The 19935-nt window shown below is 65.0% G+C and carries 21 protein-coding genes; 12 read left to right on the top strand and 9 right to left on the bottom strand.

The features are described from left to right. Positions 1–54 precede the first annotated feature (54 nt). The 6 genes from DEIPH_RS20580 to DEIPH_RS04980 all read right to left on the bottom strand — a co-directional run bounded on the left by DEIPH_RS20580 (position 55) and on the right by DEIPH_RS04980 (position 5384). Positions 55–657, bottom strand: a complete 603-nt coding sequence (locus DEIPH_RS20580) for a hypothetical protein (RefSeq protein ID WP_152544810.1) — start codon at positions 655–657, stop codon at positions 55–57. Next, positions 654–1979, bottom strand: a complete 1326-nt coding sequence (locus DEIPH_RS19680; protein WP_152544809.1) for a hypothetical protein — start codon at positions 1977–1979, stop codon at positions 654–656. The genes DEIPH_RS20580 and DEIPH_RS19680 overlap by 4 nt, the downstream gene beginning before the upstream one ends. Before the next feature lie 30 nt (positions 1980–2009). Next, complete coding sequence (locus DEIPH_RS19675) at positions 2010–2249, bottom strand: hypothetical protein (RefSeq protein WP_152544808.1); 240 nt, start codon at positions 2247–2249, stop codon at positions 2010–2012. Positions 2250–2371: 122 nt separating this feature from the next. Next, a complete protein-coding gene (locus DEIPH_RS04990) occupies positions 2372–2917 on the bottom strand; it encodes a tyrosine-type recombinase/integrase (protein WP_235183176.1) in 546 nt (181 codons plus the stop codon). A gap of 300 nt (positions 2918–3217) precedes the next feature. After that, positions 3218–3847, bottom strand: a complete 630-nt coding sequence (locus tag DEIPH_RS04985; RefSeq protein WP_034354835.1) for a response regulator — start codon at positions 3845–3847, stop codon at positions 3218–3220. Then, entirely contained in the window at positions 3840–5384 is a 1545-nt protein-coding gene (locus DEIPH_RS04980; RefSeq protein WP_034354832.1) for a sensor histidine kinase, read from the bottom strand. Before DEIPH_RS04980 ends, DEIPH_RS04985 begins: the two co-directional genes overlap by 8 nt. Positions 5385–5522: 138 nt before the next feature. Between DEIPH_RS04980 and kdpB the strand changes: the two genes are divergently transcribed. The 4 genes from kdpB to kdpC are packed head-to-tail and all read left to right on the top strand — an operon-like array spanning position 5523 to position 10073. Then, positions 5523–7565: a potassium-transporting ATPase subunit KdpB gene (gene kdpB, locus DEIPH_RS04975; RefSeq protein ID WP_034354829.1), complete on the top strand. Its 2043-nt coding sequence runs from the start codon at positions 5523–5525 to the stop codon at positions 7563–7565. A gap of 53 nt (positions 7566–7618) precedes the next feature. Continuing rightward, positions 7619–7732 carry a K(+)-transporting ATPase subunit F gene (kdpF, locus tag DEIPH_RS20575; protein WP_321163332.1) on the top strand — a complete coding sequence of 38 codons (114 nt, stop codon included), beginning with the start codon at positions 7619–7621 and terminating at the stop codon, positions 7730–7732. Then, positions 7732–9432, top strand: coding sequence for a potassium-transporting ATPase subunit KdpA (gene kdpA, locus DEIPH_RS04970; protein WP_034354826.1), 1701 nt, complete (start codon positions 7732–7734; stop codon positions 9430–9432). The genes kdpF and kdpA overlap by 1 nt, the downstream gene beginning before the upstream one ends. A gap of 11 nt (positions 9433–9443) precedes the next feature. Further along, the gene (kdpC, locus tag DEIPH_RS04965) at positions 9444–10073 is read left to right on the top strand and encodes a potassium-transporting ATPase subunit KdpC (protein ID WP_034354823.1); all 630 of its coding nucleotides are present in this window, start codon (positions 9444–9446) and stop codon (positions 10071–10073) included. 3 nt (positions 10074–10076) lie between these two features. Here kdpC and DEIPH_RS04960 read toward each other — a convergent pair whose 3' ends face one another. Further along, the gene (locus DEIPH_RS04960) at positions 10077–10643 is read right to left on the bottom strand and encodes a hypothetical protein (protein WP_034354820.1); all 567 of its coding nucleotides are present in this window, start codon (positions 10641–10643) and stop codon (positions 10077–10079) included. 35 nt (positions 10644–10678) lie between these two features. On the opposite strand from DEIPH_RS04960, the gene DEIPH_RS04955 reads away from it, so the two are divergent. Beyond that, positions 10679–11770 carry a universal stress protein gene (locus DEIPH_RS04955; RefSeq protein ID WP_034354817.1) on the top strand — a complete coding sequence of 364 codons (1092 nt, stop codon included), beginning with the start codon at positions 10679–10681 and terminating at the stop codon, positions 11768–11770. Positions 11771–11906: 136 nt separating this feature from the next. Then, a complete protein-coding gene (locus DEIPH_RS04950; protein WP_081790787.1) occupies positions 11907–14867 on the top strand; it encodes a Tn3 family transposase in 2961 nt (986 codons plus the stop codon). Positions 14868–15043: 176 nt separating this feature from the next. Here the strand turns inward: DEIPH_RS04950 and DEIPH_RS04945 are convergent, their stop codons facing one another. Next, the gene (locus DEIPH_RS04945) at positions 15044–15661 is read right to left on the bottom strand and encodes a hypothetical protein (RefSeq protein ID WP_034354811.1); all 618 of its coding nucleotides are present in this window, start codon (positions 15659–15661) and stop codon (positions 15044–15046) included. A gap of 401 nt (positions 15662–16062) precedes the next feature. Further along, a complete protein-coding gene (locus DEIPH_RS20340) occupies positions 16063–16440 on the bottom strand; it encodes a hypothetical protein (protein WP_034354809.1) in 378 nt (125 codons plus the stop codon). A 69-nt stretch (positions 16441–16509) separates the two neighbouring features. Between DEIPH_RS20340 and DEIPH_RS19670 the strand changes: the two genes are divergently transcribed. The 6 genes from DEIPH_RS19670 (at position 16510) to DEIPH_RS04910 (ending at position 19821) form a co-directional block, all read left to right on the top strand. Then, positions 16510–16770, top strand: coding sequence for an HNH endonuclease (locus DEIPH_RS19670; protein WP_235183177.1), 261 nt, complete (start codon positions 16510–16512; stop codon positions 16768–16770). A 72-nt stretch (positions 16771–16842) separates the two neighbouring features. After that, the gene (locus tag DEIPH_RS04930; protein ID WP_051517169.1) at positions 16843–17124 is read left to right on the top strand and encodes a DUF3006 domain-containing protein; all 282 of its coding nucleotides are present in this window, start codon (positions 16843–16845) and stop codon (positions 17122–17124) included. Further along, positions 17121–18161: an excalibur calcium-binding domain-containing protein gene (locus DEIPH_RS04925; protein ID WP_034354806.1), complete on the top strand. Its 1041-nt coding sequence runs from the start codon at positions 17121–17123 to the stop codon at positions 18159–18161. Before DEIPH_RS04930 ends, DEIPH_RS04925 begins: the two co-directional genes overlap by 4 nt. 129 nt (positions 18162–18290) lie before the next feature. Beyond that, positions 18291–18527: an antitoxin VbhA family protein gene (locus DEIPH_RS04920; protein WP_034354803.1), complete on the top strand. Its 237-nt coding sequence runs from the start codon at positions 18291–18293 to the stop codon at positions 18525–18527. Between the two features lie 8 nt (positions 18528–18535). Continuing rightward, positions 18536–19453 carry a Fic/DOC family protein gene (locus tag DEIPH_RS18655; protein ID WP_051517163.1) on the top strand — a complete coding sequence of 306 codons (918 nt, stop codon included), beginning with the start codon at positions 18536–18538 and terminating at the stop codon, positions 19451–19453. A gap of 149 nt (positions 19454–19602) precedes the next feature. Then, positions 19603–19821, top strand: a complete 219-nt coding sequence (locus DEIPH_RS04910; RefSeq protein ID WP_034354800.1) for a hypothetical protein — start codon at positions 19603–19605, stop codon at positions 19819–19821. Positions 19822–19935 lie beyond the last annotated feature (114 nt).

The raw sequence follows: 19935 nt of genomic DNA, 5'->3' as shown, positions 1-19935 counted from the left end.
GAGGTAGCCCGTTCCTGTCGCAGATGGAAAGCGGGAGCAGTACAGCTTCAACCTCTATCTCTGCTGTAAGTGAGGGTTGGGTTGAGTTGTCTCAGGCGACTTGAGAGGCGGGGGAGGGGGAGGTTGCAGCAGCTTTTGCATCTCCTGCTCAGCTTCCTCCCGTTCACGTTCATAATCTCGTCCCTCATTCAGCTTGTAATACGATGAGACTTTCTCGGAGACACGCACCTCGAACTTCTTCTGGTCCTCTGGAGTTTGACCATTTGCTTCTTTGGTCAAACACTGGCCCATCACTTCGTTAAGGCTGGGTCGTCTGACGGACTCCACACGAGTCCCGGTCTCCGTTAAGACTGGGTGTTTTCCCTCCATGATACCCCTGAGTTTGATGCCCCCGTCCTTGGTGTTCTCAAAAATGAGATGCGTCCTCTGGCCTGGAGACAACTGTTCTTGTACCTGTTCCTTGATGATCTGTACAGTGATCTCACGGCGAAGATGTTCGATTGCAGACTTTTTTTCTTGGAACTGTCTATACTGATAGTGTAGATCAAAAGCAGCACCAGATGGAGTTGCATTTACGAGGCCCCGAGCTGAGGACACAGATGCAGTTCGTGACCTTGGTGGCTCCACAAGCCGTGTAAAGCCGTCCCAGGAACTCATGACCACCCCCCGCTTGCGTTCGCTACAGCCAAGCGCAGATGCAGTTTGAGATCAAGCAGCGGACGGTCTTTGTCTGGTCCCGTGAAGACATCTATTGCTCTCTGATCTTTGTAGGCTATTCTCGGTTCCAACTGCATCCGCCATTTACCACGCGGGTCCACATTCTGAAGGACCGGCCCAGACTCGACGGCCAGAGGACCGCCAACCCCAAAAACAGCGACATTTCCTAAGACAATGGGGGGGCGATGGTAGCGAGGGCCACCTCCAGCCGCCTTCTGCGCTGGCGTGAAGATGGTGGCGCGTAGCCGCGAATAGCTATCGGCCGTCGCGTCACGGTCCACCCCACTGCCCGGAAGGATACTCACGGTATTGCCGAAGGCCAGGCCCACGGCGCGGAGTCTGATCCGCTCAAACCCGACCAACACCCCAGCGAGGTCAAAGGTCAATTCGACGGGGGTGTTGCTCTGCTGGGCCTTGTTGAGTGCTGCCTTGAAGTCGTCAAAGGGCACCAACGCTGAGGCACCCGGCCCCCAGGGTTGGGTGAGCGGAACCGTCAGATCAAAGCTGGCCTCATGCTGCGCCTCGGCTTCGACAAATCGGGTCACTCGGCGTGCCCATATCACCAGTTCATCCAGATAAAGGACAGGATCGGGGGTGGGCAAGGGTGCCTGCTGGTCATACACCACCTCAAGTCCAGCATGGATAGCCTCAGCACGAACAATGGCCTCGGCGAGGTCTTCACACAGCAACCGGTAGAGCCAGTCCCGACGCTCTGCATAGTTATGGGCATTCCCAGACTCGCTGTGTCGAGCCTGGTAAGCATCCTCGTAAGCGCGCTGCTCACGGAACCGTTCCGTAATAGTTTGACGTTCTTCCGTCAGGGCTGTGCGGTCTAGAGTCAGCTCCTCCGCCTGACCCTGAGCCAGCGTGTGAAATCCGTTTGGGAGAGGTCCATCGGTACCGAATGTGCGGGCAGCGGCGCGTTGCGTCCGCTCAGCAACCTCGTGCTGCGGTTCACGCAATTTAAGGAGTTCCTGCTGTCGGTCGAGTTCAGACAACTTCAGATAAAGGTCGTAGTCGGCAGCAGCTTTCACGGCCAGAATCTCCAACTCGCGGGCCTCTTTACGATAGGCCAGACATCGTTCTAGAAGATGCCAGAGGCTTTCGAGGTTGGCTTCGATCAGCAAAGGTTCATAGTTTGGAAGTGAAGGGGGTGCCTGCCAAAGCTTCTGACAGGCGAGGCCGTCCACTGCTTCGAGGAATACCCCTGAAAGCCGCCCCCGCTCCACCAGTTCTTGTTTAAGGACGGAATAGCTAGACATACGTTTCCCCTCCCACTTGGTTGGATGGTGTCAACCGCCTGAAAAAGCCTGCCATAGAAAGTATACTATTACTAATACTGCAATAAAAATTATTATAGACCAAATAGAGAATCGGAGAGGTGAAATTTTATAGTTAAGATCGGGTATTTCGACACTTTCAGCGTTTAAATAGCCTGTATCTCCAATAGAGCCAGTGACCTTGACAGTAAACCCTTCAAAACTAGGTGGCCGCTCCTTGGCAGTAATGCGTACTGGGGTGCGTTTTTCCACTCCTTGATTATTCCGCTGAAGGAGTATGAATTGAACGCTGCTTGAGCTATATGGGGCTACGACAAGATCGAGAAATCCTACTACGCTAAGGGGAAAAGAGCGGCGTGGCCGCTCTTTTCAGGCTAACGCCGTCCCTCCAGCGCCCGGACATAGCTCTCGCCCATACCCCGCGCGCTGGTCTGGGCGTAAATCTGGGTGGTGGCGATGCGCTTGTGCCGCAGGAACTTCTGCACCTGATCCAGCGGCATCCCCGCATCCAGCAGGATCGTCGCCACGCTTGCTCGCAGGCGATGCGGCGTCACCGTCTTCTCGATGCTAGCCCGGCGCGCCGTGTCTTTCACGATGAGCTGGATGGCACGCGCTGTGTACCGCTCATGTCGGTTGCTCTCGAACAGGTAGCCCGTGCGGCGCCCCGCCAGATGGGTTCGCAGTTCCTGGGCTAGGGCGGGCAGGATCGGCACGTAGCCATCGCTCCCGCCCTTGGCATGGGCAATGTAGACCTGCGGTGGGTCCAGGGCCAGGTGCAGATCCTCAACCCGCAGGTTCACGAACTCGGACACTCGCGTCCCGGTGTAGAACAGCGTCTTGACCATCAACCCGTACCTGCTCGCCCGGCGGTAGGCCGCCTCGATCAGCCGCTCGATCTCCTCCCGGTCAAGGCGATCCACTGTGCGCCTGCGTTCCCGGGGTGCAGCGAGTCCGAGTTCCCGGCGCACGTCCTCAACCACGTGCTTGGTCTGGTCGTAGGTCAGGTGGTGCCTGCGCCAGAGCTTGACCGTCTCCCGTACGACCTCGCGTAAGGAGTTCGCTTTTCCACTTTGACCGCGAAGTTCAGCCGCTTCTCCCCTGGGTTCTGCGCGTGACATCCCTCAGCGTAGGTCAGGAATCTTCGGGGTATGGTCATCAGGCGAACTGCCAACGAGACCACGGGGAGGCGCGAGTGCCCACGCGAGTCGCCCCGTCGCCCTTCAGAGCAGCCCGGCCCGCAGCGCCTTGACGGCAGCCTGGGTGCGGTCCGCGGCCTGCAACTTGACCAGAATCTCCTGCACGTGCAGCTTGACGGTGCTCACGCTGACGTCGAGCGCGGTGGCGATGTCCCGGTTGGGGAGACCATCCGCGATCAGCCGCAGCACGTCGAGTTCGCGTTCGGTCAGGGGCGACCCGGCCTCGGGAGCGCGGACGCCGCCCAGCACGTGGTGGGCCACCTGGGGGTCGAGGTAGGCGCTACCCGCCGCCGCCGCCCGCACTGCCAGCAGCAGCAGGTCGGGCCGCGCGCTTTTCAGGCAGTAGGCGTCGGCGCCTGAGGCCAGCGACGCGAAGACTTCCTCGCGCAGGTCGTGGGCGGTGAGCATCACGATTCGCATGTCCGGCCTGCGCCGCTTGAGTTCGCGGGCGGTCTGGATGCCGTCCATGCCGGGCAGGCCGATGTCGACCACCGCCACGTCGGCGGGGTGCTGCCGCAGCACCTCCAGGGCCTCCTCGCCGCTGCGGGCCTCGGCCACAACGCGCAGGTCGCTCTCCAGATTCAGGGTCGCCCGCAGGCCGTCGCGGGTGAAGGCATGGTCCTCAACCAGCAGGATGCGGATGGGATCACTCATGGCGGGTCTCCAGGGGAAGCGCCAGGGTGAAGAGGCTCCTGGCCTGCGCGGTGCGGCTGTAGCGCACGCTGCCCCCGTGCGCCTCGGCAATCCGGCGGGTGAGGTACAGGCCCAGGCCGGTGCCGCCCCCCGCCCCACCGCTGCGGAAGCGCTGGAACAGCCGTCCCTCCCGGCCAGGGGGCACGCCGGAGCCTTCATCCTGCACCGTGAGGACCGCCTCGTCCCCGTCCGCCGCCAGGCTGAGCCCCACCGTCCCGCCGGGCGGGCTGAACTTGATGGCGTTGTCCAGCAAGTTCTGCACTGCCCGCCGCAGGTCGTGGCGGTCCCCGCGGACCTGCGCGCCGTCCAGATGGAGGTCCAGCGTGACCCGCCGGGCCTGGGCGTGGGGGCGCAGGTCGTTCACCACACTCAGGGTCAGGCCGCGTAGGTCCACCCTGTGGCGGTCCTCCCCGGCGGCCTCTCCGCTCTCGTAGCGGGCGACGAGCAGGAGCTGATCGGCCAGGTCGAGCAGCGTCTCGTTGGCCTGCAGGCCATTGGCCAGGGTGGCCCGGTAGTCCTCCGGCAGGGGGCCGTACGCGCCTTTCAGCGCCGCTTGCATGTTCATGGCGTTGGCCAGCAGGGGCGTGCGCAGGTCGTGGGAGAAGGCGTAGACCAGGTCGCGCAGCAGCTCGCCCTGCTCGGCGAGTTGCTCGCGGTTCGCGCGCAGGTCGTCGAGCAGGGTGGTGCGTTCCAGCAGGGGTTGCAGCGCCCGGATGGCCTCGCCCGTCAGGCTGGGCGGGGTCTGGGGTGCGGTCAGGATCACCAGCAGGTCCCCCTGGGTGGGGCGGCGCAAGCGGGCCAGAAACACCTGGCCGCCGTCCGTGGCCCACACGTCCCCGGAGCCCACCGGGTGCGCCAGGAACTCCAGCGGGACGCGGGTGTCCAGGCGGCTGGGGATGGCTGAGTCGGTGCCGGGGGCACGGGCCAGGGCATGCGGGGCGCGCAGCATCGCCCGGTCCACCGCGCCGATCTCCACGCGGCGGGCACCGGTCAGCTTCAGCAGGGCGGCGGCAGCCCGTTCCACGAATTCAGTCTGGCCCAAAGGCCCGCCCATGTCCTCCGCCAGGCCGCGCAGCGCCCGCTCGCGCCGGAGCTGGCGCTCCTCCTCCACCAGGGCGGCAGCCCGCTCGGAGGCCGCGCGCGCGCGGATGGTCAGGTAGCCGACCAGCAGCACGGCCAGGATGCTCACCGCGCGGTTGGCGGCGTCGGGGGTCTCCACGCCGTCACGCACGCCGTTCCAGACGCCCGCGATCAGGTTCGCCAGCACAGCCAGCCCGGTGAGCTGCCAGGCGGTCCGCCGCGAGGCTCCCAGCGCCGCGAAGGCCACCGAGGCGGTAAGCAGCGTGCCCACGGCGAGCGTGGCGGGAGTCAGCACGTCCAGCAGCAGCACCACGGCCATCAGGGACAGCGCCACACCCCACACCGTTCCCTCGCTCAGCGGCAGCCGGGGCGGGGGGAACAGTTGGCGCACCACGTCGCGGGCAGTCGGGACAGCCATGCCCCCAGGGTAGAGGGTTCGTTCCCCACAGGGGATTGGCCAGGTGGCCAGAGTAGGCAGCCACCTGACCGATACGCGGCAAGGGGCCTCTGGGCGAGCATCCTCCCGTATGAATCCCTTCCCTTCTGGAGGACACCCATGACCTCCGCCCCCATCCGCTCTCCCTCCGGGCAGAAACCCGGCATCTTCTCACCCGAACTGGTCAGCAACGCGGTGCGGGCCAGTTTCGCCAAGCTCTCTCCCCGCGCCCAGGCCCGCAATCCGGTGATGTTCGTGGTGTATGTGGGCACGGCGCTGACCCTGTACCTGACCGTGGCGAACCTGGCGACGGGCCGCCCCTGGGGCTACGAACTCGCCATCACGCTGCTGCTGCTGCTGACCGTGCTGTTCGCCAATTTCGCCGAGGGGCTGGCCGAGGCGCGCGGCAAGGCGCAGGCGGCCTCCCTGCGTTCGGCCCGCGAGGACGTGAGGGCCCGCCGCCTGGTGGGGGGCCTGGAGGAGACCGTGCCCGGCACCGCCCTCATGCCCGGCGACCTGGTGGTGGTGGAGGCGGGCGAGTTCATTCCCGCCGACGGCGAGATCGTCGAGGGCCTCGCCAGCGTGGACGAGAGCGCCATCACCGGCGAGAGCGCCCCCGTGATCCGCGAGGCGGGCACCGACCACAGCGGCGTGACGGGCGGCACCAAGGTGCTCTCCGACCGCATCGTCGTGCGGGTCACCAGCGGGGCCGGCGAGAGCTTCCTCGACCGGATGATCGCGCTGGTGGAGGGGGCCAGCCGCCAGAAGACCCCCAACGAGATCGCCCTGAGCATCCTGCTGAGCGGCCTGACGCTGATCTTCCTGCTGGCGGTGGTGACGCTGTATCCCTTCACGGTCTACGCGGGGGCGCCCGCCTCACCCGTCACCCTGATCGCGCTGCTGGTGTGCCTGATTCCCACCACCATCGGCGGCCTGCTCCCGGCCATCGGTATCGCGGGGATGGACCGCGCGCTGCAGGCCAACGTGATCGCCAAGAGCGGCAAGGCGGTGGAGGTGGCGGGCGACGTGGACGTGCTGCTGCTGGACAAGACCGGCACCATCACCATCGGCAACCGCATGGCGACGGCGTTCAGCCCGCTGCCCGGCGTGCCTAAGGCGGAACTGGCCCGCGCGGCGCTGCTGTCGAGCCTCGCGGACCCCACGCCGGAGGGCAAGAGCATCGTGGCCCTCGCCCGCCAGCAGGGGGTGGACGCGCCGGAGCCGGCGGGTGCCGAGTTCGTAGAATTCACCGCCCAGACCCGCATGAGCGGCGTGGACTTCGCGGGAGAGAGCATCCGCAAGGGCGCCTCCGACCGCCTGATCCGCCTCGCCGAGGAACGCGGGGGCCGCGTGCCGCCCGAGCTGCGCCCCCTGGTGGACGAGGTGGCGCGCGCGGGGGGCACGCCGCTGGTGGTGATCGAGAATGACCGGCTGCTGGGCGTGGTGGCCCTCTCCGACATCGTGAAGCCCGGCATTCGCGAACGCTTCGCCGAGCTGCGCCGCATGGGCCTGAAGACCGTGATGATCACCGGCGACAACCCCCTGACCGCCGAGGCGATTGCCAAGGAAGCGGGTGTGGACGGCTTTCTGGCCGAGGCCACCCCGGAGGACAAGCTGGCGATGATCCGCGAGGAGCAGCAGGGCGGCAAGCTGGTCGCCATGATGGGCGACGGCACCAACGACGCCCCCGCCCTCGCCCAGGCCGACGTGGGCCTGGCCATGAATTCCGGCACCCAGGCTGCCAAGGAAGCGGGGAACATGGTGGACCTGGATTCGGACCCCACCAAGCTGCTGGAAGTCGTGGGCATCGGCAAGGGACTGCTGATTACCCGCGGGGCCCTGACCACCTTCTCCATCGCCAACGACGTGGCGAAGTACTTCGCGATCCTGCCCGCCCTCTTCGTGACCGCCTACCCGCAACTGGCGGTGCTGAACGTGATGGGCCTGCACAGCCCCACCAGCGCGGTGCTGAGCGCCGTGATCTTCAACGCCCTGGTCATTCCGCTGCTGATCCCGCTCGCCCTGCGCGGCGTGCCCTACCGCCCCATGAGCGGCGCCGCCATGCTGGGCCGCAACCTACTGGTGTACGGCCTGGGCGGCATCGTGGTGCCCTTTGTGGCCATCAAGCTGATCGACCTCCTGATTACGCCCCTGCTGGGCTGAGGTGCTCCCGTGGACATTCTGCTGATGTTGCTGACCCTGGTGTTTTTCGCCCTGTGCGCCCTGTACCTGAAAGGCATGGAGAAACTGTGATTCCCGCGCTGGCCCTGATTGCCCTGGCCCTTTTCGGCTACCTGCTGTACTCGCTCTTGCGCCCGGAGGATTTCTGATGGCCTGGCTGCAATTCCTCGTGCTACTCGCCGTTATGGCCGCGCTGGTCGTGCCGGTGGGGAACTGGCTGTACAGCGTCTTTGCCAGTGAGCCCCACACCGCGCCCGAACGCCTGACCTACCGCCTGCTGGGCATGAACCCGCAGGAAGGCATGGACTGGAAACGCTACGGCCTGGTGCTGGTGGTGTCCAATCTCTTCCTGCTGCTGGTCGCGTACCTGCTGCTGCGCCTGCAGGGGCTGCTGCCCTGGAACCCGGCGGGCCTGAGTGCCCAGGCCCCCGACCTGGCCTGGAACACCGTCGTCAGCTTCCTGACGAACACCAACTGGCAGGCCTACAGTGGCGAGCAGAGCCTGTCGTACTTCTCGCAGATGGCCGTCATCACCACCTTCATGTTCACCTCGGCGGCCACCGGCCTGGCTGCTGCCGCCGCCTTCATGCGCGGGCTGGTGGGACGGAGCGGCACCAGTCTGGGGAACTTCTGGGTGGACGTCACCCGCATCATCTACCGGGTGCTGCTGCCGCTGAGCTTCCTGCTGGCGCTGGTGTTCGTGTGGCAGGGGATGCCGCAGACGCTCAGCCCTTACGCGACCGCCACCACCCTAGAGGGGGCCACGCAGCGCATCGCGCTGGGCCCGGTAGCCTCGCTGGAGACCATCAAGCACCTGGGCACCAACGGCGGCGGCTTCTTCTCGATGAACGCCGCGCATCCCTTCGAGAACCCCACGCCCCTCACCAACGCGCTGCACATCCTGTCCATGCTGCTGCTGCCCGCGGCCCTCACCTACACCTTCGGGCGGCTGCTGGGGAACCTCAAGCAGGGCTGGGTGATTTTCGGCGGGATGCTGGTGCTGTTCCTGGGCTTCCTCACCACCGTGTACAGCTTCGAGCAGGCCGGGAATCCCATCCTGAGCCGCCTGGGCGCCGACCAGACCATCACGGCGACGCAGGCGGGCGGCAACATGGAGGGCAAGGAGGTGCGCTTCGGCATCGCGCAGACGGCCCTCTTCGCCACCACCACCACCGCGGCGACCACCGGCAGCGTGGACTCCATGCACGACTCCTACACCGGGATGGGCGGCTTTGTACCCATGACGCAGATGATGCTGAACAACGTGTTCGGCGGGGACGGCGTGGGCTTCATCAACTTCGTGCAGTACCTGGTGCTGGGTGTCTTCATCGCGGGCCTGATGGTGGGCCGCACTCCCGAGTTCCTGGGCAAGAAGGTCGAGGCGCGCGAGGTCAAGCTGGTGATGCTGGCCGTCCTGGCGCATCCCCTCAGCATCCTGGGCTTCACCGCGCTGGCGGTGGTGCTGCCGGACGCCCTGAAGAGCCTGAACAACCCCGGCCCGCACGGCTTCTCCGAGATCCTGTACGCCTACACCTCCGGCACCGCCAACAACGGCTCGGCCTTCGCGGGCCTGGGGGCGAACACGCCTTTCTATAACCTCACCATCGGCCTGGCGATGCTGGTCGGGCGTTACCTCACGCTGCTGCCGATGCTGGCGGTCGCGGGGCTGCTGGCCGCCAAGCGGCGGGTGCCGGTCTCCAGCGGCACGTTGCCCACCGATACCGTGCTGTTCGGCGGCCTGACCGTCTTCGTGATCCTGATTGTCGGCGCGCTGACCTTCCTGCCCGCCCTGACCCTCGGCCCGGTGGCCGACCACCTCCAGATGCTGAAAGGCGTGGTGCTGCAATGAATAGTGCTGAAATGACTCCCCCCGACCTCCCCGCGCGGCCCGCGCCGCTCCCCCGCCTCCTGCTGAGCGCCTTCCTCGCCGCCGTGCTGTTCACCCTGATCACCGGCCTGGCCTACCCGCTGCTGACCACCACCGTGGCGGGCGTGCTGTTCCCCCAGCAGGCGGGCGGTAGCCTGATCACGCGCGGGGGCCAGGTGGTCGGCTCGGCAGTGCTGGGCCAGAACTTCACGGCGCCGCAGTACCTGCATGGGCGGCCCTCCATGACCAATAAAACGGACGGCAGCGGGCCGCAGCCCTACAACGCCGAGAACAGCGGCGCGAGCAACTGGGGGCCGACGAACGCGAAGCTCGCCGAGGCCGTGCGGGAGCGCGTCGCTGCCGTGCGCCGCGAGAACGGCCTGGGCGCGGGCACGCCGGTTCCGGTCGACCTGGCGACCGCCTCCGGCAGCGGCCTTGATCCCGACATCACGCTGGCAGGCGCGCTGCTCCAGGTGAACCGCATCGCGCAGGCCCGCAACCTGACCCCGGCGCAGGTGGAAGGGGTCATCCGCGCCCACTTCACGCCCCGGCAGCTCAGCGTGCTGGGCGAGCCGCGGGTGAACGTGCTGGCGGTGAACCTGGCGCTGGATGGGGCGCGGTGATCCTCAGAGACCCTTGGCCTGAATCCAGAGGAACTTGTCAATGTCCCGGATAGAGAAATCGGTCAAGCCATAGCGGTATGCGAACTTCTGGATGATTTCCTTGAACTTGGGATAGTCACGCAAATCGGGGTGCCGGAAATCAGAGAACCCGTCCCGATCCTGCGTTCGGTATCTCCAGAGTTGCTCGTCAACCAGATTGTCGTAGATTGGGTACTCATGCGGCTTATGCCAGGAACAGTACTTGGTTGCAAAGGAGTAGTTGTTTCTCGGTTTTCCCCTAATGGTCATCTGGGCGATGCGGTGGACTACGGAGGGATCAGCCCGACTAAGCGCCTCATCAATTCCCAGGGAGTGAATATGTCTCGCCGCCTCTTCAAACGCAAAAATGTTTGTGCCGTAGATGCTATTGATAGCCACGACTTTCAGAAGAATATCCTCAAGCCGTTCGTTCAGAGGAAACGTGGCCACGAGCTGATGCAGCGCTGCTTCAGTGACAATGCCCTGTTGCTCAAATTTTTCCAGATTGGCTCGGACAAGTTCTGGAGTCGGCGTGGGAAGAGCAGTGTCCATGGACAAAGTTACCGCGTTCTCGCTGGAAGAAGCTTATGCCTGAACCCGTCCGCCTGACCCTGCAGCGCGACCCGGGCCAGCCCCGGCGCGGCACCCACCGCATCTTTATCGGCATGGCGGCGGGCGTAGGCAAGACCTACCGCGCCCTGAACGAGTTGCGCGCGCGGCTGGAACGCGGCGAGGACGCCTTGATCGGTGTGCTGGAAACGCACGGGCGGCGGGAGACGCTGGAGGCGGCCCGGGAGCTGCCGGTCTTTCCCCGGCGGGAGATTGAGCACGGCAACGTCACCCTGTCCGAGCTGGACGTGGACGGCCTGATCACCCGCCACCCGCAGGTGGTGCTGGTGGACGAGCTGGCGCACACGAACGCGCCCGGCAGCCCGCGCGGGAAGCGCTGGCAGGACGTGGAGGCCCTGTTAGACGCGGGCATCGACGTGCTGTCCACCATGAACGTGCAGCACCTGGAGTCCCTGAACGACACCGTGGCCCGCCTCACCGGCGTGCGGGTGCGCGAGCGGGTGCCCGACCACGTGCTGCACGATGCCGACGAGTTGGTGCTGGTGGACCTGCCGCCCGAGGACCTGCGCGAGCGGCTGCGGGCCGGGAAGGTCTACGGCCCGGAGAAGATCGATCAGGCGCTCTCGAACTTCTTCACGGTGCCCAACCTCACTGCCTTGCGCGAGATCGCGCTGCGGCACGTTGCGCAGGCGGTGGAACTGGAGGTCCCGGAAGGGCAGCCCGCCGCCCACGAGGTGATCGTGGTGGCGATGGCCGCCGAGGCGACTGCCGCCCGCCTGATTCGCCGGGGTGGCCAGCTCGCCGAACGGCTGCACGGCGAACTGCATGTGGTGTCGGTCCGCCCGGAACGGCTGTCGCAGGAGCAGGCCCGCCTGCTGGACACCTGCCGCGAGATCACGCAGGCGCTGGGGGGGCATTTCGAGCTGCTGGAGGGCGCGGGCGGCGTGGGAATGGCCCTGGTCGCCTACGCCCGCCGGGTCCACGCCACCCAGATCGTGATGGGCGAGACCAGCCGCAGCCGCTGGGCCGAACTCTTCCGCGGGGACATCATCAAGTACGTGCTGCGCGAGACGCAGGGGATGGACGTGCATGTGATCAGCCGGGACTGAGCCTGAAGTGCCCTCTCCTCCCAGTACGAGTCAAATTGCCGTGCCAACGGGCACCGGGCAGTCACGACAGCCTGGCGACCCTTTGCCCAAGATCGGCCTTCGCCCCTGCGGGTGGTGGTTCAAGGAGTGAAGCATTGTGGTCTCCCCATCGCCACCATTGCTGACAAAGGCCCAACGGGAGCAGTTCATACGCTTCCCCACTCTCGATGAGCGCACCCTCGCCCGGTACTACCTGCTGAGTGAGGACGACCTGCGCTTGGTGCGGGAGCGGCGGCGGGACTTCAACAAGCTGGGTTACGCCGTGCAGCTCACCGTGCTGCGCCATCTCGGGCGTGCGCTGCGTCCCGGTGAAACACCGCCCGAGGCTGTCCTGGCTTATCTCGCCGAGCAACTGCGGGTAGAACCTACGTGCTACGCGCAGTATGCCGCCCGCGAACCGACCCGTTATGAGCACTTCGCCGCCCTGTGCCAGCAGCTCGGGTACGTCGAGCTGTCCCGTCGGCTGAATCACGAGCTGCGCGACTGGCTGGTGCCGCTGGCCGTCGTCACTGACCCACCCTTCGGACTGATGAGCGCCCTGATGGACGAGTTGCGGCGGCGGTGCATCCTGGTGCCGCGTTTCAGCGTCCTCGAACGTCTGGTCCATTCCGCCCGGGTTCGCGCCGGTCAGCATGTCTACAGCCTCTTGAACCTGCCGCTGAAAGGCGACCTGCCCGAACGAGTGGACGCCCTATTATCGCCGCAGGGTGACGAGCCGGTGTCGCGCTTCGCCTGGCTGGGTCGGCCCGTCGGTGTCCCGAAAGCTAAGAATGTCCTGGTCTTGTTGGACAAGCTGGCCTTCGTGCGAACCTTCCCAGTACAGAGTAATCTGCGGGCCTTCCTGTCGCAGAACCGTCTGGATCACCTGGCACAGGAGGCGAGGCGGCTCAGCGCCTCGCATATGGCCGACTTCGAACCGCACAGGCGGCGGGCAACCCTCCTGGCCTATCTTCTCGACCTCTCCGAGACCTTGACCGACGCCGTCCTCGACATGCACGACCGCGTGATGGTGTCGCTGCTGCGGGAAGGTGAACGGGCGGCGGCGGAGGTCTTCGGGCAGCAGGGAACGCCGCTCGTCGAGCAGTTCGGCACGTTCAAGTCGGTGTGCGCGGCGGTGGTCGCCGCACGCGAACAGGGGGCTGACCCCTATCAGGCCATCGAAGCCGTTGTGAACTGGCAACAGCTCGTCGAGACGGTGCGGGAGAAGGAAGTGGTGAGTGCCGAGCAGCTTGATCCGCTGCTTCATGCCATGAAGGGCTATGCGAAGGTCCGAAGCTATGCCCCTCGGTTGCTGGCGGCCTTCACCTTCCAGGCCGAGGGCAAGGCGGCTGCCCTGGTTGAGGCCCTGGACCTCCTCCGAGAGATGTACGCCGCAGGCAAGCGCACCCTACCGGAACACGTTCCCATCGGTTTTGTCCGGCAGAAGTGGGCTGGACAGGTGTTCCGAGCTGGCGCGGTGGACCGACGAGCATACGAGTTGTGTGTACTAGACGAGTTGCGGCTCGCGTTGCGAGCCGGAGATGTCTGGGTCACCGGGAGCCGCAAGTACAAGGACCTCGACGCCTACCTCCTGCCACAGGGCACCTGGCAGAAACGCCTCCCCGAGCTATCCTTGGACCTGCCCGAGACGTTTGACGCCTTCTGGGCAGCCACGGAACCCAGGCTCACAGGGCAGTTGCGTGAGGTGGAAGACCTGCTTGCCAGGGGCGCGCTGTCCTCCGTATCGGTCCAACGCGGCAGGCTCAGGATCGGGAAGGCCACCAAGGCCGTGCCGGACGAGGTGGAGCTTCTGGCGAGGAGACTGAGCGTACGGCTCCCGCGCGTGAAGATCACCGACCTGCTGCTGGAAGTCAATGCCTGGACCCGCTTCACGGAGGCATTCCTGAACCTGCACAGCGGGAAGGAGGTGGAGCGGCATGACCATCTGCTGACCGCCATCCTCGCGGATGGTCTGAATCTGGGATTGACCAAGATGGCTGAGGCCTCGCCCGACCCCGGCATGACTGCGCGCCGCTTGATGTACCTCGCGGACTGGTTCGTTCGCCCCGATTCCTACGCGGCGGGCCTCGCTGAACTGGTCAACTTCCAGTCAAAGTTGCCGCTGGCCGCTCTCTGGGGCGATGGCGCGACGAGCAGTTCCGACGGGCAACGCTTCCCGACAGGTGGGCGGGGGAAGACCTTCGGGCATCTGAACGCGAAGTATGGCCGCGAGCCGGGTGTCCTGTTCTACACCCATGTCAGCGACCAGTACGCGCCCTTCCACACCAAGGTCATCACGGCCAACGTGCGGGATGCCCTGCACGTACTTGACGGATTGCTGTACCACCTGTCGGAGCTGAAGATCAAGGAGCACTACACCGACACGGCAGGCTACACTGAGCAGGTCTTCGCACTGTGTTACCTCCTGGGCTTCCGCTTCGCGCCGCGTATTCGGGATCTGGGCGAGACCCGGCTGTACACACCCGAGATCGGCTCAGCTTATGGTCTGCTGGAGCCGCTGGTAGCCCAGCGGCTCAACCTGCGCCTGATCCGCGAGCACTGGGACGAGTTGCGGCGGCTGACGACCTCGATCAAGGCAGGCACGGTGACGGCCTCGTTGATGCTCGCCAAACTCGCTTCGTATCCGAGGCAGAACGGGCTCGCGCTGGCCCTCCGTGAGCTGGGCCGCGTCCAGCGGACGCTATTCACGCTGGAGTGGCTGCGTGACCCGGAGTTGCGCCGCCGGGTGCTGGCGGGATTGAATAAGGGAGAGGCCCTGCACGCCCTCAAAAGGGCGGTGGCCTTCCACCGCAGCGGCGAGATTCGGGATCAGTCGTTCGAGGCGCAGAGCAACCGCGCCAGTGGCCTCAATCTCGTCGCGACCGCCATCGCTGTCTGGAACGCTGTGTACCTGGGGCGTGCGGTCGAAGTGTTGCGCGCCGAGGGGATAGAGGTGCCGGACGAGCTGCTGGCTCACGTGTCGCCCTTGGGGTGGGAGCACATCGGGCTGACCGGCGACTACGTCTGGCGCCCTGAAGGGGTGCCTGCCGAAGGGGCGTACCGGGCTTTACGTGAGTAAAGCCCGTCCTGCACAAGCTTTTCCCTTAACGTAGTAGGGTTCCTGAATCTTGTCATAGCCCCTATATGATCCTTTGTCGGTATGTTCGTCATTAATTGACACATTCTCCGCTGTCCCTGAGTAAACCTCCATGATTCATACCCCCCATGACATTCGTTGAGCACTGTGTCTTAAAATCAGGGACATGCTGTGACAACTTCAAGCGGTCTGCCTGTCGCAACGTTGCGAAGTGGTTGGGGCGACGTAGTTGCCATTGCGCTGAACTGAAGCTGTCCCGCCGCACTGGTCGTCACCCGACCACACAGGACGGTGCCGTCACTGAGATAGACCATTCTCAACTTGCTGGCTGGAGCCTGCACGCCCGCAGTCCGGCTGTAGAGGGCCGTTGCCAGGAGCAGGCTCACCGCCAGAAATGTGAACCATCGGGAGAAGTTCAGGTTGTAGGCCGCCGTCGCAGACTCCTTTTCAACGTGATCCTGGTAGGCTTCCCCGTTTGTCAGAATGCTGGCGGGGACGGTCTGGGCTGCCAGAGAAGCGAACCAGTACGCGATGAAGCTCAGCAGGGCACCCACGAAGATTCCAGTCCTGACCACGTCCTGAGCATCCCCGGTCAACTTCATCAGGGCGTCACTGCTGGTCCAGGCCGCCAGCCCGGTGACTGCCGCGAGGAGCAGGGGAACATAGGTGACCCAGGTGGCTGTCTTGGCTTTGATGTTGTCCAGCGCCGTGAATTGAAGCTGCTGCGCCTTGACCTCCCACTCGTAGGCCATCGCCTGATCGTTCTTGAGGGTCATCTGCTCCTCCTGACTTGAGGAGGCAGGGGAATACGGCCCCGATAGCCACAGCCTGTTGTGTTGGCACCGGCCCAGATTTCCTTGGCTGGGTCGGTAGGGTCAGGCTTCGCGCTCGCGGAGTGGTCGACCTGGCAATTACAGAACACTAGGAGGCCGTCCTGCCTCAATTCAAACACCCTCCTGTAGTCCCGTGTCATACGATGACCACACCGGGGGCAGGTCCCAACCCAGAGCGGACTTCCTCTATCCATCTGCCATTCACCCACCGGGCTTGACTCTGGCATAGGTTTCCTTTCGCATTCACCGGTCCTGGGCGATGAAGGAAGGCGGAGTCACCGGGGAATGGTGGAATGCTCACTTTCAGCGTACACCTTGAAGCCATGCTGGGCTATATGGCCGGTTCAGGACGGCAAAGTGATGACCGGGCGAGTGAACCACGAAGCCTGCTTGTGCCACTGCTCGCGGAGGCGCTTTCTCAGGTGCGGCCCTTCCTCATCCCACAGCAGCATCACGATGACGGCGGTGGTGACCAGGCAGAGCGCGTCCGTGTCCCGGCTGTCCACGACCAGGCTGCCCAGCACCGCCGCCAGATTGAACAGGAATGCGCCCATGCGCCGCTGTTCGCTGGCCTTGATCTGGGGAGTCAGCACGTAACCAGCCCCAACGCCCAGGACCACCATGCCCAGGGCTGCGGCCCAGCCGAACTTCAGGGCGAACGCCAGACTCTGGGCCAGCAGGCCCGCACCCAGGAGGCCCAGCAGCCAGCGGTTGAGGCTCACGCCCCCAGCATAAGACGGCGGAAGCGCAAACGGTACGCGAGAGTCTGGAACTTCCAATTGCGAAAGCAGGTGGCGCTGCACCGTCAGATCGCCGCTGAGAGGTTGGGCCGTTCCCTCCTCCCCGGCGAGATCGTTCACCACCGGAACGGGGACAGCACCAACAACACTCCTGAAAACCTGCTAGTGCTGCCAAGTCAACGCTTTCATGCCCACGTCGAGTACCACCTGAGATGCGAGAAGCGCGGAATGCCCTTCCTGTTCCCAGAACTGCTTCAGGGGGTTCAGGAGGAGCGCCCCGGCACCTTGTGGGGAGGCATTCTGCCGCAGTAGAAGGGTTGACCTCTCATGGACCAAGGCAGAAGGGGCACCTACCTGAGCCGGTGCCTTGCGCTACGGTGCGGTATGCCGCAGGACAACGCTGAACGCCCGGACGCGACGTGGGTGATTGACGGAATTGAGGGCCACTTCGCCCGCGTGGAACTGGAAGACGGGGAAACCGTGGACATGGCGCTTGCCAGTCTCCCGAGGGGCGTGCGGGAAGGGGACGTGATTCGCGTTCATCTGGCAGACGGAGATTTCACGCTGGAGATCGACCACGCGGAGACGCAGCGGCAGCGTGAGGCCGCGCAGACGCAGCTCGACGCTCTGAACCGCACTGCCCCTGCCGGAGAGATAGACCTGTGAGGCGCTTCTTCGCTCTGGCGACGCTGCTTCTCGCGGGCACGTCCTTGGCCGCGCCCCTGACCCTCCGTTTCCTGAACGTGGGACAGGGGGACGCCGTGCTGATTACCTCCCCTGAAGGCAAGTCCGTCCTGTATGACGGGGGGCGTAGCGAGGCCCGGCTCCAGACTCTCCTCCGGCAGTACCGGGTGCAGAGCCTCGATCTGGTGGCGGCCAGCCACGCGGACGCCGACCACATCACGGGCCTAATTCCCGCCGTGACGCTCTACAAGCCCCGCTTCTTCTTAAATAATGGGCTGGCCGGGACGACGCAGACTTGGCAGAAGTTAGTGGCCGCCGCGCAGCAGGCGGGGACACAGGGGCTGGTGGCGAAGGATCAGGTCCTCAACCTCGGGAGCGTCAAGCTCACGGTCCTGGCTCCTCCAGCAGGAATGCCCAGGAACGAGCAGAACCTCAACAGTGTAGGTCTGCTGGTGGAGTACGGGGGGTTCCGGGCACTGATGACCGGGGACAGCGAGACGGCAGAGACGGCGGCCTGGCTACGGAAGTACCCAGCGAGATTCCTCGGCCCAGTGGACGTGTACAAATCCATCCACCACGGTGCGAAGAATGGTGACAATCTGGCCTGGCTGAAGGCTGTTCGCCCGAAGAACGTGGTGGTGAGTGTGGGGCCGAACAACTACGGGCACCCGACGGCGGAGGCACTGGCGCTATACCGGAAGGTCGGGGCGAGCGTATTTCGCACGGATCAGCAGGGAACTATCACCGTGACCGTGCAGCCGGGGGGCAAGTTCACCATCGCCACCGAGCGTGGAGCCGTGTCGCCAGCGAACCGGCCTTCCGTGTCGCCGCCAGCGGCAGCGCCGCGCCCGGCACCACCCGTGGCAGTCCCCGCAACTCCGGCACCGGCGACGCCCGCCAACGTCTTCTACGCGAATTGTGCGGCGGTCCGCGCTGCCGGAAAGGCCCCCTTGCTCCGGGGACAGCCGGGCTACCGGCCTGCAATGGACCGGGATGGCGATGGGCGAGCGTGCGAATGAGCCGCTGCGCCTTCCAATTGACCTGGAACAGCCTGGAAAGGTGCCGGGCTGAATGGGGGTGGCGGCACGACGAATGCCTGTATAGGACGCGGTTTTTGCGGTAGTGGTAGAATAGGCCAGGGAGGCGCGATGCGGGATATCCGGGAGAAGATCAGGCAGGAAGTCCAGGCGCTCACCGAGCAGGCCAACGCCGCTCAGGAGGCCAGGGCACAGCGCCGCGCCACCGTGAGGAGCGTGCAGCGTTCCGCCCGGATGGAAGGTCAGCCTGTCTCTGCCCAGACGGCGGCCCTGCTGGACAGGTACGCCGAGGGCACCCTCAGCAGTGACGACGTGCTGCGCCAGCTTGACCAGCGGTACAAGCGGTAAGGGGACGCATGACGGGGCGTGACCCCTTCTTACAGGCGAACGGCACCATGAAGAACCTCCTCGGCATCGAAAGTGCCGGGGAGCTTGCTGTGGCCGAGGCCGACTACGCGGCGGCCCGCACCGTGCAAATGCGGGAGGGTAGCGCACCGGCTGCCACGCGGGGAAACTTCGACCTGGCGCACCTCAAGGCCATCCACCGACACCTCTTTGGGGACGTGTACGAGTGGGCGGGAACGACCCGTGCCGAGCCTCTGACCATCGAGGGCCGCACCGTGGGGCAGCCACCGCTGCTGATGAAGGGCACCACCACCTTCGAGGCGGGGAACCGCGTGAATGCCCGGCTGGAGGCCGCGTTTGACCGGCTGAGGGCCGAGAACTCCCTCCAGGGCCTGTCCCGCGAGGAGTTCAGCCAGAGAGCCGCCAATCTGTTCATCCAGATCAACAACGCGCATCCCTTCCGGGAGGGGAACGGGCGAACGCAACGGGAGTTCATGCTCCAGCTTGCCGAACAGGCAGGTCATCCACTGAACTTCGACCCCATCAGCCAGGAGCGCATGATCGTCGCCAGCTACGACGGCATCCAGGGCGAGGGCAGCACCATGCGGCGGCTGTTCGACGAGATCAGCAACCCGGATCGGGTGGCCGTCCTCGAACGGGGAGTGCAGTATCTGGAGGGCGCGCGGCAGCACGGCGCCCGGTGGGAGGAGATGTACGTGGCGACCACGACGCCGGGACGCGAGTACAACGGGCAGCTTGCCGCGAAGGGCGAGGGCTTCTTTGTGATGGCAAGCGAGGGTGACGTGCTCGTGGGCCATCCCCAGGACCTGCCAGAGGGCCACGGGCGGAACGTCACCGTAAAGGCGACTGAGTTTCCCAGCGAGGGCGGCGGCGTGCAGATCGGGTTAGGGCGCGATCTGGACTACTGAAGGACCGGGTGCCCTTCGCAGGCAGGGATGGACTTAGGACTTCGCCAAACCAGGAGGACCAGCAGTGAGCGGGAGAGGAATCAACATGGGGGGGGAAGGCTCGTGGTACGTGAGTCGTGGGCGGCAGCCGAGAAAGGGAGGCGCATCTGATGGCTGCACCCTCTGAGTTCCTGCCCGGCTCCCCACTCGGGAACCTGGACGACATGCGCGAAGGAACGCTCTACCACCAGCTCACCTCGTCCGGCGTGGCGATCACCGTTCAGAGGGAGGGGTCACTGTTCAAGTGGCGAACCTTGCGTTATGCCGACGAGGACGGCTACGGCGAGGGCAGCCGCGAGCAGTTCAAGGCATGGTTGCGGAAGCGGTAAGGTGGCCCGGCGGTTCACCGTGGGGTGAGCCGCTTGTCTCTGATCCTTCTGCTTTTTTACTTTTTTGCATGTTTACTTTTAAGGGGAGCGCCGTTGGCGCGGCCTTCCATGCGA

The organism is Deinococcus phoenicis (genome assembly GCF_000599865.1).
Classification (GTDB): domain Bacteria; phylum Deinococcota; class Deinococci; order Deinococcales; family Deinococcaceae; genus Deinococcus; species Deinococcus phoenicis.
This window is presented reverse-complemented; position numbering and strand designations above follow the sequence as displayed.